Origin of the sequence: Bifidobacterium colobi (assembly GCF_018555455.1) — a bacterium.
Taxonomy (GTDB): domain Bacteria; phylum Actinomycetota; class Actinomycetes; order Actinomycetales; family Bifidobacteriaceae; genus Bifidobacterium; species Bifidobacterium colobi.
The window spans coordinates 215,244-229,914 of sequence record NZ_JAFEJU010000001.1 but is presented as its reverse complement, the minus strand read 5'-3'; the positions used below and the strand labels follow the sequence as shown (position 1 = coordinate 229,914).

At 59.5% G+C, this 14,671-nt stretch carries 16 protein-coding genes and 1 pseudogene; 7 read left to right on the top strand and 10 right to left on the bottom strand.

Features of this window, described 5'->3' with window-relative positions:
- Positions 1–108: 108 nt before the first annotated feature.
- From JS530_RS01030 to JS530_RS01005, 6 genes are read right to left on the bottom strand one after another with little or no spacing between them, the layout of a single operon-like run.
- Positions 109–1,782: a VirD4-like conjugal transfer protein, CD1115 family gene (locus tag JS530_RS01030; protein WP_214358553.1), complete on the bottom strand. Its 1,674-nt coding sequence runs from the start codon at positions 1,780–1,782 to the stop codon at positions 109–111.
- Complete coding sequence (locus JS530_RS01025) at positions 1,779–2,189, bottom strand: hypothetical protein (protein WP_214358554.1); 411 nt, start codon at positions 2,187–2,189, stop codon at positions 1,779–1,781. Before JS530_RS01025 ends, JS530_RS01030 begins: the two co-directional genes overlap by 4 nt.
- Positions 2,186–2,509: a hypothetical protein gene (locus JS530_RS01020; protein ID WP_214358555.1), complete on the bottom strand. Its 324-nt coding sequence runs from the start codon at positions 2,507–2,509 to the stop codon at positions 2,186–2,188. The genes JS530_RS01025 and JS530_RS01020 overlap by 4 nt, the downstream gene beginning before the upstream one ends.
- Before the next feature lie 11 nt (positions 2,510–2,520).
- Complete coding sequence (locus JS530_RS01015; RefSeq protein ID WP_214358556.1) at positions 2,521–3,438, bottom strand: DUF3801 domain-containing protein; 918 nt, start codon at positions 3,436–3,438, stop codon at positions 2,521–2,523.
- Positions 3,439–3,468: 30 nt separating this feature from the next.
- Complete coding sequence (locus JS530_RS01010; RefSeq protein WP_214358557.1) at positions 3,469–4,911, bottom strand: relaxase/mobilization nuclease domain-containing protein; 1,443 nt, start codon at positions 4,909–4,911, stop codon at positions 3,469–3,471.
- A complete protein-coding gene (locus tag JS530_RS01005; protein ID WP_214358558.1) occupies positions 4,893–5,288 on the bottom strand; it encodes a MobC family plasmid mobilization relaxosome protein in 396 nt (131 codons plus the stop codon). Before JS530_RS01005 ends, JS530_RS01010 begins: the two co-directional genes overlap by 19 nt.
- Positions 5,289–5,543: 255 nt before the next feature.
- Between JS530_RS01005 and JS530_RS01000 the strand changes: the two genes are divergently transcribed.
- Positions 5,544–6,050, top strand: a complete 507-nt coding sequence (locus tag JS530_RS01000) for a hypothetical protein (protein ID WP_214358559.1) — start codon at positions 5,544–5,546, stop codon at positions 6,048–6,050.
- Positions 6,051–6,142: 92 nt separating this feature from the next.
- Here JS530_RS01000 and JS530_RS00995 read toward each other — a convergent pair whose 3' ends face one another.
- From JS530_RS00995 to JS530_RS10735, 4 genes are read right to left on the bottom strand one after another with little or no spacing between them, the layout of a single operon-like run.
- Complete coding sequence (locus JS530_RS00995) at positions 6,143–6,631, bottom strand: GNAT family N-acetyltransferase (protein ID WP_214358560.1); 489 nt, start codon at positions 6,629–6,631, stop codon at positions 6,143–6,145.
- Between the two features lie 24 nt (positions 6,632–6,655).
- Positions 6,656–7,033: an SdpI family protein gene (locus JS530_RS00990; RefSeq protein ID WP_214358561.1), complete on the bottom strand. Its 378-nt coding sequence runs from the start codon at positions 7,031–7,033 to the stop codon at positions 6,656–6,658.
- Positions 7,034–7,046: 13 nt separating this feature from the next.
- The gene (locus JS530_RS00985; RefSeq protein WP_214358562.1) at positions 7,047–7,391 is read right to left on the bottom strand and encodes a hypothetical protein; all 345 of its coding nucleotides are present in this window, start codon (positions 7,389–7,391) and stop codon (positions 7,047–7,049) included.
- 11 nt (positions 7,392–7,402) lie between these two features.
- Complete coding sequence (locus tag JS530_RS10735) at positions 7,403–7,564, bottom strand: hypothetical protein (protein WP_240541024.1); 162 nt, start codon at positions 7,562–7,564, stop codon at positions 7,403–7,405.
- Positions 7,565–7,856: 292 nt separating this feature from the next.
- On the opposite strand from JS530_RS10735, the gene JS530_RS00975 reads away from it, so the two are divergent.
- The 6 genes and pseudogenes from JS530_RS00975 to JS530_RS11010 form a co-directional block, all read left to right on the top strand.
- Positions 7,857–9,299 (top strand): glycoside hydrolase family 32 protein, encoded by a 1,443-nt coding sequence (locus JS530_RS00975; protein WP_214358564.1) that lies wholly within the window; start codon positions 7,857–7,859, stop codon positions 9,297–9,299.
- A gap of 147 nt (positions 9,300–9,446) precedes the next feature.
- On the top strand, positions 9,447–10,790 hold the full coding sequence (locus JS530_RS00970; protein ID WP_214375396.1) for an ABC transporter substrate-binding protein: 1,344 nt from the start codon (positions 9,447–9,449) through the stop codon (positions 10,788–10,790).
- Positions 10,791–10,891: 101 nt separating this feature from the next.
- The gene (locus tag JS530_RS00965; protein ID WP_214358566.1) at positions 10,892–11,764 is read left to right on the top strand and encodes a carbohydrate ABC transporter permease; all 873 of its coding nucleotides are present in this window, start codon (positions 10,892–10,894) and stop codon (positions 11,762–11,764) included.
- Positions 11,761–12,672, top strand: coding sequence for a carbohydrate ABC transporter permease (locus JS530_RS00960; RefSeq protein WP_214375395.1), 912 nt, complete (start codon positions 11,761–11,763; stop codon positions 12,670–12,672). The genes JS530_RS00965 and JS530_RS00960 overlap by 4 nt, the downstream gene beginning before the upstream one ends.
- A 3-nt stretch (positions 12,673–12,675) precedes the next feature.
- Positions 12,676–13,752 (top strand): LacI family DNA-binding transcriptional regulator, encoded by a 1,077-nt coding sequence (locus tag JS530_RS00955; protein WP_214358568.1) that lies wholly within the window; start codon positions 12,676–12,678, stop codon positions 13,750–13,752.
- 173 nt (positions 13,753–13,925) lie between these two features.
- Positions 13,926–14,648: pseudogene (locus tag JS530_RS11010) on the top strand (NAD(P)H-hydrate dehydratase); the annotation flags it as partial.
- Positions 14,649–14,671: the final 23 nt, after the last annotated feature.

Below are 14,671 nucleotides of genomic sequence, written 5' to 3'. Positions count from 1 at the left end.
GGCGTGGCGGGTAACCGCTGTGCCGGCCAGTAGTTTTTCTGTATTTATGTATGTAAAGAAACAAAGAAACACTACCGACGCGTCCGCCTGCACTGCGCTTAGGGCGCATCACATCGGTATCTTGCGGCTGCGGAACGGTCGGACGCCGCGCAGGATGTAGATGCACTCGTCGGTGGGCAGCAGGCCGAGTTCGTCGGGTTGCATGAGCTCGCGTTTGGTGCGCCGCCAGCTCGTTGTGTATGAACCGTTGATGCCCTTGCTTTCGCTGTCGTCCATGACGTCGATGGTCTGGGAGCCCAATCGTTTGGACACCCATTCGAGCGTGCTGGTTTCGGTGCCGCCGAGGAACAGCATCGAATCGCAGTTGCCGACGATGGTCTCCCAATCGTCGCGGTACATGGCCTTGCCTTGCGCGTAGTTCTGGATGATGACTGAGCAGGAGATGTTGCGGCTGCGAATGGTGGCGATGAGCCTCTGGAAGTTGGGGATGCGACCGACGTTCGCGAACTCGTCGAGGAAACAGTGCACCGGCAGACGATGATCGCCGCCGTCCACATGGTCGGCCTGGTACACGTTGGACTCGAACAGGCATTGGTAGAGGATCGCCGCGAGGAACGAGAACGTGTTCTCCGTGTCTGGCAAGGCGAGGAACACGGCGGTCGGCCGCAATGCGATCTCGTCCAGTCGCATGTCGTCTCCCGACAGGATGCGTCGCACGTTGCCGACTTGCAATGGGGCGAGCCTGACGCCCAGCGAGATGATGATCGACTTCTTCGTCTCGCCGGCTCCCTGCTGAAATTTGCGGTACTGGCGTGCGGCGAAGTCCAAACCCTCCAGCGTCTGCCGTGATTCGACGTCATGTCGGCCGGGGTCTGCGTGGTATTCGGCGACGAGTTCACGCGCCGCGTCGAACATGAGGTCCACGTCGGATTGCATGGTCTCGTCCGCTTCGCTGGCTTCCATCCGGTCGAGCATGTCCGTGACCCGGTTCAGGTCCGGCTCGTCCTCGGCGAACCGCACCCATGCGATGAGCGCGTTCAGCAGGTTGCGTTCGGCGCGTTCCCAGAACCCGTCGCCGTTGCCGGGCTGCCTGTTGTCGCCGGCCGTGTTCGCGATGATGTTTTCCGTCAGGCGCAGAATGCCGGCCTCGGGGTCGGACGGGTTGAGATAGCGCATCGGATTGAACCGGTCGGAGCATTCAAGGTCGATGAGATTCAGACAGTGGATCGCATAGCCTTTGTCGCGCAGCAGCTCGCCGACCGCGTTCTGGATCTCGCCTTTGGGATCGGTGATCGCATACGACATGTTCGCCTGCCGCAGGTTCGGCAGCACATACCGTCTGGTCTTGCCGGAACCGGACGAGCCAATTACCAACACATTCAAGTTGCGTCGTGTCACCCGACCGTCGATGCCCAACGCTTCCGTCGCGGTCATCAGCAGGTCGCGTCGCCCGCCCTGCCGGAACGGACGGATATCGGCCGGCGTGCCCCACTTGGCCGAACCGTGCTCCTCGCCCTCTCGCAGGTCGCGGCGCATCGACCATCGGTATAGCCAGATCAGGCCTATCGCAATCACCGTGCCCAGTCCGGCAATAAGATCGGCTCGGTGCAGGGACAGAAACAGCGGGCGCTCCGCTATCCCGACGAACATCCGGTCGATGATCTCGCTGGCGGACAGGCCGGCCGTCATGTCGCCGCGCACTTGCAGGCACACGCGATTGCCGAGGCAGAACAGCAGGCAGGAGGACAATATCGTCAGGCAGATTACGGGGAAACGCTTCATCGCACCATACTTTCCGTTATTCGCGCACGCTGCTCCGACTGTTTGCGCTGTAGTCGCTCATTGGTACGACGCCTTAGTGATTCCAGCACCATCTCACGGGTAAGCGGTGCAGCATCACGATTCGGTTGAGATGCGGTCTGAGATTCCGTCGTATTCGGCAACGGTTCTGTGACTGCGAGCGGCGTGACGGAGATTCGACGGCCACCGTTTGACGAACCGGCGCCTATGTCCTCCGCCGCTGTTCCTCCTGTCCCAGACGCTATCTCGCGAAAGTTATCCACAGAGTTATCCGCATAGTCGATGATGAGCATGTTCGTTCCGCACCATTCAATGCTGGATGCCTCACGATCTCCGCACAACAGTCGGTCAAGCCGTGTGAGCGTCATCGGCATGTTCCGCTCGATCATGCCGGCTCCTTCCAGTTCATTGACGTGGAGGCGGCGATCATGTCCGCGTTCACCCGAACTTCGGCGTTGGCGATGTCATGGGAGGTGTTGCCGGCGTCGGCCCAGCCGCTTGCCACGATCAGGTCGCCTTGTTCCAGTTGTTGCGCCTTACAGTACGTGGGCATCACGGAGCCGCCCTGCACGATTACCGGCTCGGCCAAACCGTTCGGCATGCGCACGCCGATCCTCAGCTGCACCAGTTGACCGCCTGTGGCGGAAACCGTGAATACCGGGTCGGCGAGGAGTTCGCCGCGTACGATCATGTATCGCTTCGTTCCCATCCTGAAAACTCCTATCTGGTCCGAGGGCGGCCGGGTTTCCGCGTTGCAACCGGTTGCACCGGCTTGCCGGTGAGCTTGCGTTCGATCCGTGCACGGAGTTCCGCGAGCGTGTCACGCCGGCTGACTTTCCGTTCCCCACATCGCGCCGTCGGTTTCGGCGAAACCGGCGCACGCGGCTCCGATGGAGCAGGTTCTGCCACGGTCTGGCGATTGGCCTCATCGGCAACGGTCTCAGTCTCGCCATGTGCAGCCGGTGATGATACGACCGGGGATTGCGGCGGCTGCTCATCGTCCGATATCGGCCGTGCGGATTGTTCCGCCGCGACTGCCGGGGATGCCTCGTCGCGCTGCTCGGCCGTTGCGGTCGGGATACGCGATCCTGACTGAGCGGCATCGGGACGTGTTGGTGATGATTGTTCGGGTTTCACCGGTGCGGGCTCCTGTGGTTCGCCCCGGTCCGGTTCCGTTGCCTGCTGCGGCTGAGTGTTCTCGCTTCCGCGCCGCTCGGCCGGCTGCCGGCCGTCGATCCGCAGTTCATAGCCGACATCCTGCAGCGCCCGCCGCACCGAGTGCGTCACATGATCGAGATCACGTCCCTCGAAATGAATCCACGTTGACTGGCTATCACTCTCCACTGAATACCGCACGCCCGCGCGACGCAGACTGTGCACCACCGCACGTACCTGATGCCGCTCCAACTCGATCGCATGAACGTCACCGCCGGCCAGGCGCTGCAATCGTTTCTCGCTCATCCGCCCGGTATCGCGGCCTCTCCGTATCACGCCACGCATCGCCGACAAGCCGCGCCCGCCCAATCGCAGAAACCAGCCGGCGGTCTTCTCTCCGACCTGCAGTGCGAAACCGCCACCGGCGCGGCCGACTCCCATAGCAATCTGCCGGCCGGTGTCTTCCAATCGTTCCTCGATCATCGTTAATCCTTTCCATGTATGAACCGTCGTCTATTCGGGTCGGCGGATGTGCCGCCGCTGCTTGACATGCTGAGCCTGAGCGCGTACGCGACGTAACGTGTCCAGTTCGCGGGCCAACTCGTCGAGTCTGCGTTCACGCTCCCGCAGTTCGACTGCCGCATCGTCAGACAGCGGCCCGTCACCGTCCGTTTCGTCCGTGTCGCAAGCTGCGACCAACGCCGCCTGAAACGCTTCCCGCTCCGCCTCGATGCGCCGCGTCGTTTCGGCGATCGCATCATCCACCGCGGCGCCACTGGCGGCAAGCCGGCCAGCCGTATTCAACTCGTCCGCCAGCCGGTTCAGCTCATCGAGTCGTCGCGCCTGCATCGCATACCAGCGGCGCTGCGCATCCGATTTGCCGATCGCGACCGTCATCCGCTCATGCACAGCGGACTCCAGCCGTGTGGGCGGGCGGGAGAAGTACCCGTACAGGTCCTCCGCACGCACCTGCTTGGCGTAACGGCCTCGCCGTCCCGTGATGACCTGCAGCGACGCCGCCGGCAGGTACGCGCGATACGTGTCCCCGTCGCGCACGATCCGCGTCAACGGAATCGTAATCAGCAGTCGCCGTCTCGTGCCGGGCAGCCACACTCGCATCGCATTGCCGGTTCGTTCGGCGATCATCCGCCGGTTGAAACTGATCGGCATGACCGTATGCCGGCCGATGCGGGCCATGATGTTCAGCTCGTCGTAGGCGCGTCCCAATTTCACGTCGCGCACCCGCAGTCCGCTCGCCATGTCCGTAAACGTCAAGTGCCGGCCGCGCACGACGACCATCACGCCGGCGCTGTCCAACTCGCGTACGAACGAATCGAAATCGGTGGAGGCGCCTGCGGCCGTATCGATCGCGGCGCGAATACGATCCTTGATCGCGTCGCCCTTCGCCGACGCATACAGTTCCGCGAAGCTCACGCCATGACGGCGCCGCTCTCGCGCAGGTTTCAGCTCGGGCAGCACGTCCAGTCCGGCTTCCCGGCACAACCGGTCGCTGATCTCACGCAGTCTGCTTATCGTGACCCCCGGTTTGGTTCGCATCTTGCGGAACGTCACGTCACTGGTCGCGCAGATGATGATGTGGTTATGCGTGTGCCCGCGATCGACGTGCGTGGCGATCACGTACCGGTACTCGCCGCCGGTGAACTCGTCGGCGAACTGCACACCCAACTCATGCAATTCCCGCGCGGTCACGCGTCGGCTGTCCTCCGGACTGAACGATTGAATCACATGATGCGCAAGCACGCCGTTGGCACGATTCCCGCCAGCTGACTGTTCGACCGTGGCCATCATGCGCCGCGCCAACTCCACGGGATTCGTCGCATCATCGCTGAAGTTCGCCGAGGCCAAAGCGCCATGTTCGGTCTTGTCGGGATTGGCGATATAAGCGATTGCCTTGTGCAGAGTGACGGTGATCTGACTCATGTTGACGACAGCCATCGCGCCGCCTCCACCGCTTCGTCACGCTCCCGACACATGCGCAGCAGCAACGCCGTCAGCTCGCGCTGGCCGTCCAGCACGCGCGCCACGTCGCCGCTCGTGATCAGCCCTGTCGCGTTCGCCACATGGGCGATCTGGTTGATGTTGTTGCCGATACGCGCCATGTCCGCGCGAACCATGCCGGGATCCAATGCGACCGTGACCATGACCGTATGCGCGTCGATCAGCAGTGCGCGGGCATGGGCCGAGAACGACAGGACTCCGCCGCGTGATCGTTTCACCCGCTGGTAGAAACGATTCGCCTCAGCCCACTCGTCGGGAGTAAACGTGACCGTCTTGCGACGGCAGCGATTGGGATGCGAGTCCTGCCAACTCATGGCCATAGCCTATCGGGTCGCGGGTGTCCCGCAGCGGATGACCGGAAGGGAATCCGCGCAACCGTACGTACGGTTGCAATGCTTGCTATTCCCCGACCTGACTCAAAAATCAATCCGGGACCACCACCTGAACACGCCATGACTAACCTCGATTCCTAACGCCGATATCGGCGATTGAACCGCATCGCCACAGCGCTGATGGTCACGCAAGGATAATCACGCTGCAACATAACGACACAGCCAAAGGAGGCGAGGATGGCCGTCGGAAACCGTCGCAAGGAACGCGCCGACTGGGTACGCAAATCACTTGAAGAGTACAGGGCGCAGCTCAAGGAACGGGAGAATCGTACCGCGGCGCTGTACGATGCACTCACCGATTTCACCAGAGCGTTGGACGCCGCGCGACCGATCGTGCAGGACTACACCCGCGACTACGGGGTATCGCGCCGTGAGATCGGCGAACGGTTCGGGCTCACGCAGCGGCAACTCAACGCATTGTTTGAACCGTTGATTGATGCCGACTCGAAGGCAAATGACGTTAAGCCACAAACATCCGAGACAACTGTGACTCCAAGCGGGCCAGAATCACAGTCCAAGTCTGTTGCAGTCATTGCCACGGAATCAGTTGTATCGGCAAACCATGCCACGGGCGATAAACAACCGCCAAGTCTAGGAATCCTTGGCCATCCTATTGATTATTCCGATGCCGGAGATTCACGCAGAGATTATGAACCTTCCGAAAACGGACCATTCATATATTGATGTAGTTGCCTGCGTCAAAGAACGATGGAGCCCTGTGCCACTCGTCCCATACCGATGTGCTTGACGCCGTTTACAGTTCCATTAGTAGTTCGTCAGTAGTTAATCATTTCGAGTTCCGGTCCCATGTCCTCGGTTTGGGTGAGACCGGTCTCGTGGAAGCCGATGTGCCGGTAGAAGCCCTGCGCATTGGCGTTGAACCCGGCGACCCACAACGCGAGCCGGTCATTGCCGGTGGCCTGTTTGCCCGCTTCGACTAGCATGCGTCCGACGCCGTGCCGATGCCGGTCTTGCAACACGTACAATGAGGCCAGTTCCGCCGCTTCGGGACGGTCGATCGGCGGACGCGGCGTGCGCAGCAGTTCCGCGAACCCGATCACATGATCGTCGCCAAGCGCCACTAGGGTGACCTGATCGGAGTTCTTGGCGTGGGCTTCGGTGAGTTTCAACGCGAACTGCGGGGTGATGGCATCCACGATCTCCTGCGGAATCTTGCCCTGGTTGAGTTCCCGCCATGTTTGCGACTGCACTTGCGCCTTCTCCTCGAACCATCGAGGTTCGATCGGAGCGATACGAATCGTCATGCCTATCCTTCCTTCTGAATATCTTCATATGTTCGATTCCAGGTAATGCCTTTTTGCGTCGAAATTCGCGATGGTGCCGCATGCGACAAGCCAAGCAACAAGCATGGCGGCAAGTGCAAGAAGCATCCACCACCAGATCATGTTCATGGTATTAATGTCACGGGTTGCAATCATGCCGACCAGTACGTCTAATGGCATCAGAGTGGTCAGAACACCACAGCCGAGGAACACGAACGCATACTTGCGGTGTATGTATTCCCATGTTTCGTCCGAGGCGATGGTCCAGCGGGTCTTGATGCCGACCTGATAATTCCTCTCCAATTGACCGTTCTTCGCGAACCCATACATGGAGAAGCACCACCGGACTATCGGCAGGAATAAACCGATCAGACAAAGAAGCATATCTCGAATCCTTTCAGACATTATGTCGTTTACGGGGCGCTTGCACGGCGGCGACACCGAACACGGACTGCACACAGAACAATCCCGTGAGGAACACCAACACGGCGGGACGGTATGCACGATAGAAATCAACCATGTCCGGTTGTGCATATGGCATAGCGATGGTGTACGCACAACCAGCAAGCAGGGCAACGAGCAACGAACCGATCAGCAGTGCGATGACGGTGAAACGCAGTCGTCGCCGGTCTTCGCACGCATGCGCAAGCCAGCGAAACGCCAGCGTGATGCAAATGCTAACCAGCAGGTAGCACAATAGCCCGTATGTGGGCAGCATATCGATGATAAGCAGATACTTCATGGAAGATCCTTTCAGATCAGACATTCGAAGAAATGCCATTCCGAGGAATCAGCATCACGGATGATGACCAGCGTACCGCTCTCGTTGTCCATCTCCCTATGAGGCTGATCGTACAGATCATCAAGTCGTGTTCCCAGATCCAATTGCAGAGTCGCATTCGCTTCCTTGACCATGCGTATGCTCTCCTGTGGCAATCGACCGCCGGAATACTCTCTGCCGTCCAGAATGGTGCCGTTAACTTTTAAGTTATACCGGTTTGATAGGAGCGTCAAAACAGTTTGATGATTTGTCGATAGGAGGATGGGCGACTCTCTTCCATCGGCGTGTCGGGTCGAAACGCTTATAGATGAAGCGTTTTATCAATAGGGTCGTATTTCCTACGATGTGCTTGTTGACAAGGTTGATTTTTGGTGATCTAATATAACTATCACATTGATCAAACGCTTTAGCAAAGGAGCTAAGGAAATGAATAATACGATCTTCTATAAACCGGCCGAAGGATGGGTGGGCGACGTCATTCCCTACTGCGAAGGGGAGGAGTTCCATCTGTTCTACCTACATGAGCGTAGGGAATCCCCACGCGAGGGAATGAGCTGGCGATTGGTGACGACCAAGGACTTTGTGCATTATGAGGACCGCGGCGATCGTTTGGTGCACGGCACGGCTCAGGATCCGGATTTCAACGCGTATACCGGCAGCGTAGTCAAAGACCATGATGGTCGTCATCACCTGTTCTATACCGGTCATAATCCACGTCATTGCGGTGACAACGGTCTGCCCCTGCAGCGGGTGATGCATGCGGTGAGTGAAGACGGCATGGCGACATGGCATAAGATTCCTGCGGATATCTTCGGCGCTCCCGTAGGGTATGAGCAGAGCGACTGGCGTGACCCGTTCGTGTTCTGGGATGAGGAATCGAAGATTTGGCGACTGGTGCTCGCTGCGCGGCATACGTCCGGTGCCGATCGAAGGCGCGGCGTGGTCGCCCAGTGCGTATCCAAGGATCTGTCTCGCTGGGAGATAGCGGAACCGTTATGGGATCCCGGTCGATATATTACGCAGGAATGCCCGGATGTGTTCTTCTGGAACGGCTGGTGGTATCTGGTGTATTCGGAGTTCTCAGACGCTTTTGCGACGCGTTATCGTATGTCCCGTTCGTTGGAAGGGCCGTGGGTCGCTCCCTCGAGCGGCAAGGACAGCGTGGACGGTCGGGCGTTTTACGCGGCCAAGACCGCGCAGCGCGACGGTCGACGATTGTTTTTCGGCTGGATCCCCAGCCGTATCGGGGAATCCGATGAGGGTGCCTGGCAATGGGCCGGCACCATGTCGGTGTCGGAGGGAACACAGAACGCAGACGGTTCGTTGTCGTTCCGTATTCCCCATGAAGTCAAGTCCGCCTTCTCCGATCTGATGTGGAACGACGTGGGGAACCATGCCGTGGGGCGCTCGGACGGATATGATGCGAAGATGTTCGACCTCGATGTGCCACGATGCGCGTTGCTGCACGGCACGTTCGAGATCGGCGAGGATCGTGCCGATGCCGGAGTGATCGTGAAGGCCAGCAAGGACGGCGACCTTGGCCATATCATCCGGTTTGAGCCCAAGCGTAGCCGTATGGTGGTGGATCGGTGGCCGAGACCTCGGACCGGCGGCGAGCAATGGCAGATTTCCGGTGATGTTCCCTTTGCCGTCGAATTGGAAAGACCGTGCGATCTGCCGGTGGGAAGGCATGAATTTGACATCATCATCGAAGATGATATCTGCGTAGTGAATCTCGATCAGGATGTCATGTTGAGCACGCGTCTGGAAACATCATGGGGATCATCGTTCGGCGTGTTCTCCAATGACGGCGTAACCCGCTTCTCTGATTTCGCGGTCCTCACCAGGAATACGGAAGAGACGAAGTAAAGGTTCCCGGCAATGGCCGCGTTCCTTGGAAAGGGAGGTGCCGCTACCCCTACGTAGACATCAGGCGATACCGGTCGTCTCGAACAACATCCAACCACATACATACTCGTAAACAACAAATCTGATCAATCAATGGAGATGATTACGATGCGAACCATGAAAACGCTGGCCGTATCCGTATTGGCCGCTGCTGCGCTGGTACTGTCCGGGTGCGGAACCAGTACGTCCTCAGTGAAACCGGACGATGTGAATCCCGAAGGCGAGATCAAACCGCACGAGATATCGTGGCTGCTGTCCCGCCCGGTGGACGGTGGCGTGATCACGGCGATGAAGCAGATCGCCGCGGACTACGCGAAGGATCACGAAGGATTTGAGCTGAAGTTCATCACCACGCCAGACCGACCGTCTTACATCCAGAAACTGGAGACGCTTGCCGCCGCCAACAAGTTGCCGGAGCTCTTCGACATCGATGCCACGCCGTTCGCCGCGAAGCTGGCGAAGAAAGGCAGCATGGTGGACGTCGAGGCGATGCTGAAGGACATGGGTCTGTACGATGACTATCGCACGTCCGCCTTGGACTACCAGCGTTTTGATGATGGCTCGTTGTATATGGTGCCGTTTGAATCTCAGGTGGAGGTGTTCTTCTACAACAAGGCGCTGCTCGCCAAGGCGGGAGTGGACATCCCCAAGACGCTTGACGACATACCTCAGATGTGTGCCGCGCTCAATAAGGCCGGTATCACTCCGATCACCATGGACGGCCAGGATATGTGGCCGCTGGAGAGGTTCATGGCCTACTACCCGTTCCGGGAGAGTGGCAATGACTACATCAAGAAGCTCAAGAAGGGCGAGGCCAAGTTGTCGGATGAGACCGGCCGGAAGGCCGTGCAATGGATGGCCGACCTCGGATCGTCGGGCTGCTTCCAGGAAGGCTTCTCCTCCACTGGATATGCGGATGCGCAGGCACTGTTCACTTCCGGTAAAGCGGCGATCTACAACACCGGCTCGTGGGATCTGCCGACGCTGGGCACCGAAGATTTGGACGCCTCGGTGCGCGATCAGATCGACTACTTCCTGCTACCGGTCACCGATGGAGGTGCCACAACGCAGAACGAGTATGTTGCGCCGTCCGGTATCGGCATGGCCGTCAACACCAAGGGATATGACCCGCTTGTTCGCGACTTCCTGAAGTATGCGCTTGAGCAGTACCCGAAGGTGTATGGAGCCACCGGCCAGGTCAACCCCACTACCGGTGATGGCACCACGCTGCCAAGCAATGCCACGGATCTCTACCAGCGCGTGGTGGATGAATCGGACAATGTCGGCGATGTTACCGCGATGCCGTGGGACACTCAGCTTGACTCGACCTCGAACACCCGACTCCAGCAGGAACTGGTGCTGCTGGTGCAGGGCGATGTGAGCGTGGACGAGTTCATCGACACGATGGACGGAGTCATCGCTGAGAACGGTCCGAAAGCCTTCGCCGAGTAACGCTCGCGAATATATATGTCGGCAGGGGATGGCCGGTTACCCAAAGCACTGCCATTGCAACGGTCATCTCCCGCCGCCTTCCAAGATTGCAAGGAGCCTCCATGCTGCCGTATCGTTCGAAAAAATCAGTGTTGATATTCCTTTTGCCGCCGTTGCTGTTCTATGGCCTCGGTGTGCTGATGCCGGTGATCCAGTCGCTGTTTCTCAGCTTCTTTGAGTGGGACGGCATCAGCGACATGCAATTCGTCGGTCTGGGTAACTATGCCAAGATGTTTGCTGGTGACGCGGTGTTCTGGCAAGCGTTCGGCAACTCCATGATCTACATGATGATCTGTCTGGTATTGCAGCTCGGTGGCGCATTACTGGTCGCCACATTGCTCATGCAGCTCACTCGTGGCCGTGAAGTCATCAAGACGCTGTACCTGTTGCCGGCGGTGATCTCGACCGTCGCCATCGGTTTCCTGTTCCAGCGCATCTATTCGATGGATCCGGTGGGCCTACTGAACCGGTTGCTGCAAGTGGTCGGGCTTGGTGATCTGGCAAGGCCGTGGCTGTCCGACACCCATACGGTGCTTGCGGCAGTGTCCGTCCCGGAAGGCTGGCGGTTCTCCGGTCTGTACATGCTCATCATCTACGCCGCGTTCATGTCGATCCTGGCCGAGATCGAGGAGGCGGCCAAACTCGACGGTGTCAACGAATGGCAGCTGTTCGCCAAGATTCGTTTCCCGTACATTCGGCCGGTGTGGATCACCACGGTGGTCATGGCCGTGACATATGCGTTGCGTGGCTTCGATATCCCCTACCTGCTGTCGAATGGCCGCCATGGGCAGCTCGTGACCACGTACATGTACCGTACCGCGTTCACGAACACGAATTACGGGTATGCCAGCGCGATGTCGGTGTTCATCGTGGTCGAATGCCTGGTCGCGGTCGGATTGATCTTCGGACTGATGAAAAGGAAGGTGGACGAATGACGGGTGTGGAATCGTTGCCGAGCATGAGATCCTGGTATAAGCAATCCTTCAATAACGTGGAAGGATATCGGCATCATCGGCGTATCACGGTGCATCGTATTATCACGTGGGTGCTGATCGCGATCATCATGGTAATTCAGGTGTATCCGCTGCTATGGCTGTTCATCACCAGCGTGCGCACGGAGCATGATTTCGCTGCGGGGGATCCGTTCGGCATACCGCAGCAGTTCACGCTCGATAATTATGCACGTGCCTTTGAATCGGGAAACCTTGGTCGGTATATCCTGAACAGCGTCATCGTGACCTTCGGCTCGAACTTCTTCATCGTGATTCTCGGCATGATGGCGGCATACGCTTTGCAAGTGCTGCGATTCAAGGGCGGCAAGATTATCCGCATGATCTTCATGATGGGCATCATCGTGCCCGTGCAGATCTCGCTGGTGCCGTTGTTCATCGATTATTCGCAGGTCGGTCTACTGGATACGTATTGGTCGATGATCATCCCGCTGGCCGGTTTCTCGATACCGATGTCGGTGTTCCTGTTCAGCTCGTTCTACCAGTACATTCCCTCGGAGACCTATGAGGCCGCATCGATCGACGGCGCCGGCCCGTACCGCATCTTCGCGCAGATCACACTGCCACTGTCGCTCAACACGATCGTGACGGTGGTGCTGGTCAACAGCATCTTCATCTGGAATGAATTCATCTTCGCGAACACCTTCGTGCTAACCGATGATCTGAAGACCATTCCGCTTGGCTTGCAGAACTACATCGGGGCGATGGGCAACACGGACTGGACTGCTACTTTTGCCGCCGTTTGTGTCACAATTACACCATTGATGTTGGTGTTCCTGGTCTTGAACAAGGCTATGATCCAAGGCCTGGAAGGTGGCGCGACCAAGGGATGATCGATGGCAGTGCAGCGAATAGCAGACCCCGCATCTGAGAACTCGCGGGAGCGGAAGAACGGGAAACGTTCCTCCGTGACGTTGAAGGATGTGGCCGCGGCGGCCGGAACCTCGGTATCCACGGTGTCGTTGGTCATGAACCATAAGCCGGGCGCGCGCATCGGCAAGGACGCGCGCGCCCGAGTGCTCAAGGCCATCGATGAGTTGGGATATCGGCCGAACACCCTGGCGCAGGGACTGGCTCGCGGACGATCGAATTTCATCGGTCTGGTGGCGGATTCCATCGCGACGACACCGTTCGCGGGACAGATCATCCATGGCGCTCAGGAAGAGGCCTGGAAGCGTGGATATGTACTGTTGATCGCCAACACCGAGGGCGACCGTGACCTTGAGCGTCGTGCCATCGAGGAATTCATGGAGCACAACGTCAGCGGTGTCATCTACTCGACGTGGTACCACCATGAGATCACCATGCCGCCGGAGCTGACGCAGGTCACCACGGTACTGGTGAATTGCAGCGATCCGAACAGCGAGGTCACGGCGGTGGTCCCGGATGAATTCCGTGGCGGCAAGGCCGCGGCGCAGATGCTGATCGATGCCGGGCATCGGCGAATCGCCTTTGTGAATTCGACCAGCATCTCACCCGCCCGAACGGGGCGACGCGCCGGATATCTTGCGGCACTTGAGGAGGCTGGCATCCCCGCGGACGAGAGTCTGATGTTCGACACCATGCCGTATCAAGAAGGCGGCATGCGAATCGCCGAGCAGGTGGTGCAGACCGGGGCGACCGGTGTGTGCTGTCATAATGACCGTGTGGCCATGGGATTATACGATGCGTTGCGTGATCGTGGTCTGCGGATCCCCGATGATCTTTCAGTGGTCGGGTTCGACAACCAGGAGGTCATTGCCGCGCATATGTCGCCGCCGTTGTCAACGGTGCAACTGCCTCATTATGAGCTTGGCGTGGTCGGGGTGAAGATGCTGCTGGAAGACGTAGAATCCCCCGATCGTGCGGGATTTTCGAGAACCATCCGCATCGACTGTCCTCCGGTGATGCGCGATTCCATACGTCGGCTGTGACACGGATGGGCACCCTGCATGGTCAATCTTTATACATCCGATGTGACATGGCTTCGTGTCCTGCTTTCCAATCGCGGTTCATCTTGTTTGGCGACAGAAAAACGTACACAGGACACGGGCCATGCCCCTATCTCAAGGCCAGACCAAAGTGCGCAAGAATTCGGGCGTTATCTGTGCCCGGTCAGGTGGTGATCACGCCGCACGCCGGCGAGATGGCGGCGCTGCTCAACCGGCTCGAGGCCGATTCGTCGCCGAGGTCGGGCGCCGCTCAGGCCGATGAGACGACGGAGGACGCCCCTGCCGGCCCCGCTTCCGATGGTGCCGCCGTCCGCGCCGACGCCGGCACCGCCGAATCCGGTGCGTTGGGGACCGACGCACCGACGGACGGCCGGGACGGGACGGACGCGATCGCCGCGGCACCGGAGCGGACCGGCCGGCCGCGTCACGCCGGCTCCACCGATTCGTCACGGTTCACCGCGCAGGATGTGGTGTCCCAGCCGCTCGCCAGTACACGCCACGCGCACGAGCTGACCGGCGCGACGGTGCTGCTCAAGGGCGCGGTGACCATCGTCGTGGATGAGGACCACGTCTATGTCTCCGGCAGCGCCCCCACATGGCGGGCCACCGCCGGCGTCGGCGACGTGCTTGCCGGGCTCGCCGGCGCACTGCTGGCGCAGCAGGGTGCCGAGATCACCACGGCCGAGACGGTGGCGTCCGCCGCCTACCTGCATGGCATGGCCGCGGCGATCGCCTCGGAATCCGAGCAGCAGGGCTGGCAGGAGCCCGAGCTGGTGGGGCACGGCCGCCGTCAGCGGGTCATGACGCTTGGCCACCCCATCGTGGCGGGCGACGTGATTCGCGCCATCCCTGAGGCCACCGCCGACGTCATCGCGTGATGGCCGTCGCATGGGGGCCCGAC

What these genes read in the sequence shown, in the direction of transcription:
- JS530_RS01030 (WP_214358553.1), bottom strand. Translation starts at nt 1,782, where the DNA reads ATGAAGCGTTTCCCCGTAATCTGCCTGACGATATTGTCCTCCTGCCTG.
- JS530_RS01025 (WP_214358554.1), bottom strand. Translation starts at nt 2,189, where the DNA reads ATGATCGAGCGGAACATGCCGATGACGCTCACACGGCTTGACCGACTG.
- JS530_RS01020 (WP_214358555.1), bottom strand. Translation starts at nt 2,509, where the DNA reads ATGGGAACGAAGCGATACATGATCGTACGCGGCGAACTCCTCGCCGAC.
- JS530_RS01015 (WP_214358556.1), bottom strand. Translation starts at nt 3,438, where the DNA reads ATGATCGAGGAACGATTGGAAGACACCGGCCGGCAGATTGCTATGGGA.
- JS530_RS01010 (WP_214358557.1), bottom strand. Translation starts at nt 4,911, where the DNA reads ATGGCTGTCGTCAACATGAGTCAGATCACCGTCACTCTGCACAAGGCA.
- JS530_RS01005 (WP_214358558.1), bottom strand. Translation starts at nt 5,288, where the DNA reads ATGAGTTGGCAGGACTCGCATCCCAATCGCTGCCGTCGCAAGACGGTC.
- JS530_RS01000 (WP_214358559.1), top strand. Translation starts at nt 5,544, where the DNA reads ATGGCCGTCGGAAACCGTCGCAAGGAACGCGCCGACTGGGTACGCAAA.
- JS530_RS00995 (WP_214358560.1), bottom strand. Translation starts at nt 6,631, where the DNA reads ATGACGATTCGTATCGCTCCGATCGAACCTCGATGGTTCGAGGAGAAG.
- JS530_RS00990 (WP_214358561.1), bottom strand. Translation starts at nt 7,033, where the DNA reads ATGCTTCTTTGTCTGATCGGTTTATTCCTGCCGATAGTCCGGTGGTGC.
- JS530_RS00985 (WP_214358562.1), bottom strand. Translation starts at nt 7,391, where the DNA reads ATGAAGTATCTGCTTATCATCGATATGCTGCCCACATACGGGCTATTG.
- JS530_RS10735 (WP_240541024.1), bottom strand. Translation starts at nt 7,564, where the DNA reads ATGGTCAAGGAAGCGAATGCGACTCTGCAATTGGATCTGGGAACACGA.
- JS530_RS00975 (WP_214358564.1), top strand. Translation starts at nt 7,857, where the DNA reads ATGAATAATACGATCTTCTATAAACCGGCCGAAGGATGGGTGGGCGAC.
- JS530_RS00970 (WP_214375396.1), top strand. Translation starts at nt 9,447, where the DNA reads ATGCGAACCATGAAAACGCTGGCCGTATCCGTATTGGCCGCTGCTGCG.
- JS530_RS00965 (WP_214358566.1), top strand. Translation starts at nt 10,892, where the DNA reads ATGCTGCCGTATCGTTCGAAAAAATCAGTGTTGATATTCCTTTTGCCG.
- JS530_RS00960 (WP_214375395.1), top strand. Translation starts at nt 11,761, where the DNA reads ATGACGGGTGTGGAATCGTTGCCGAGCATGAGATCCTGGTATAAGCAA.
- JS530_RS00955 (WP_214358568.1), top strand. Translation starts at nt 12,676, where the DNA reads ATGGCAGTGCAGCGAATAGCAGACCCCGCATCTGAGAACTCGCGGGAG.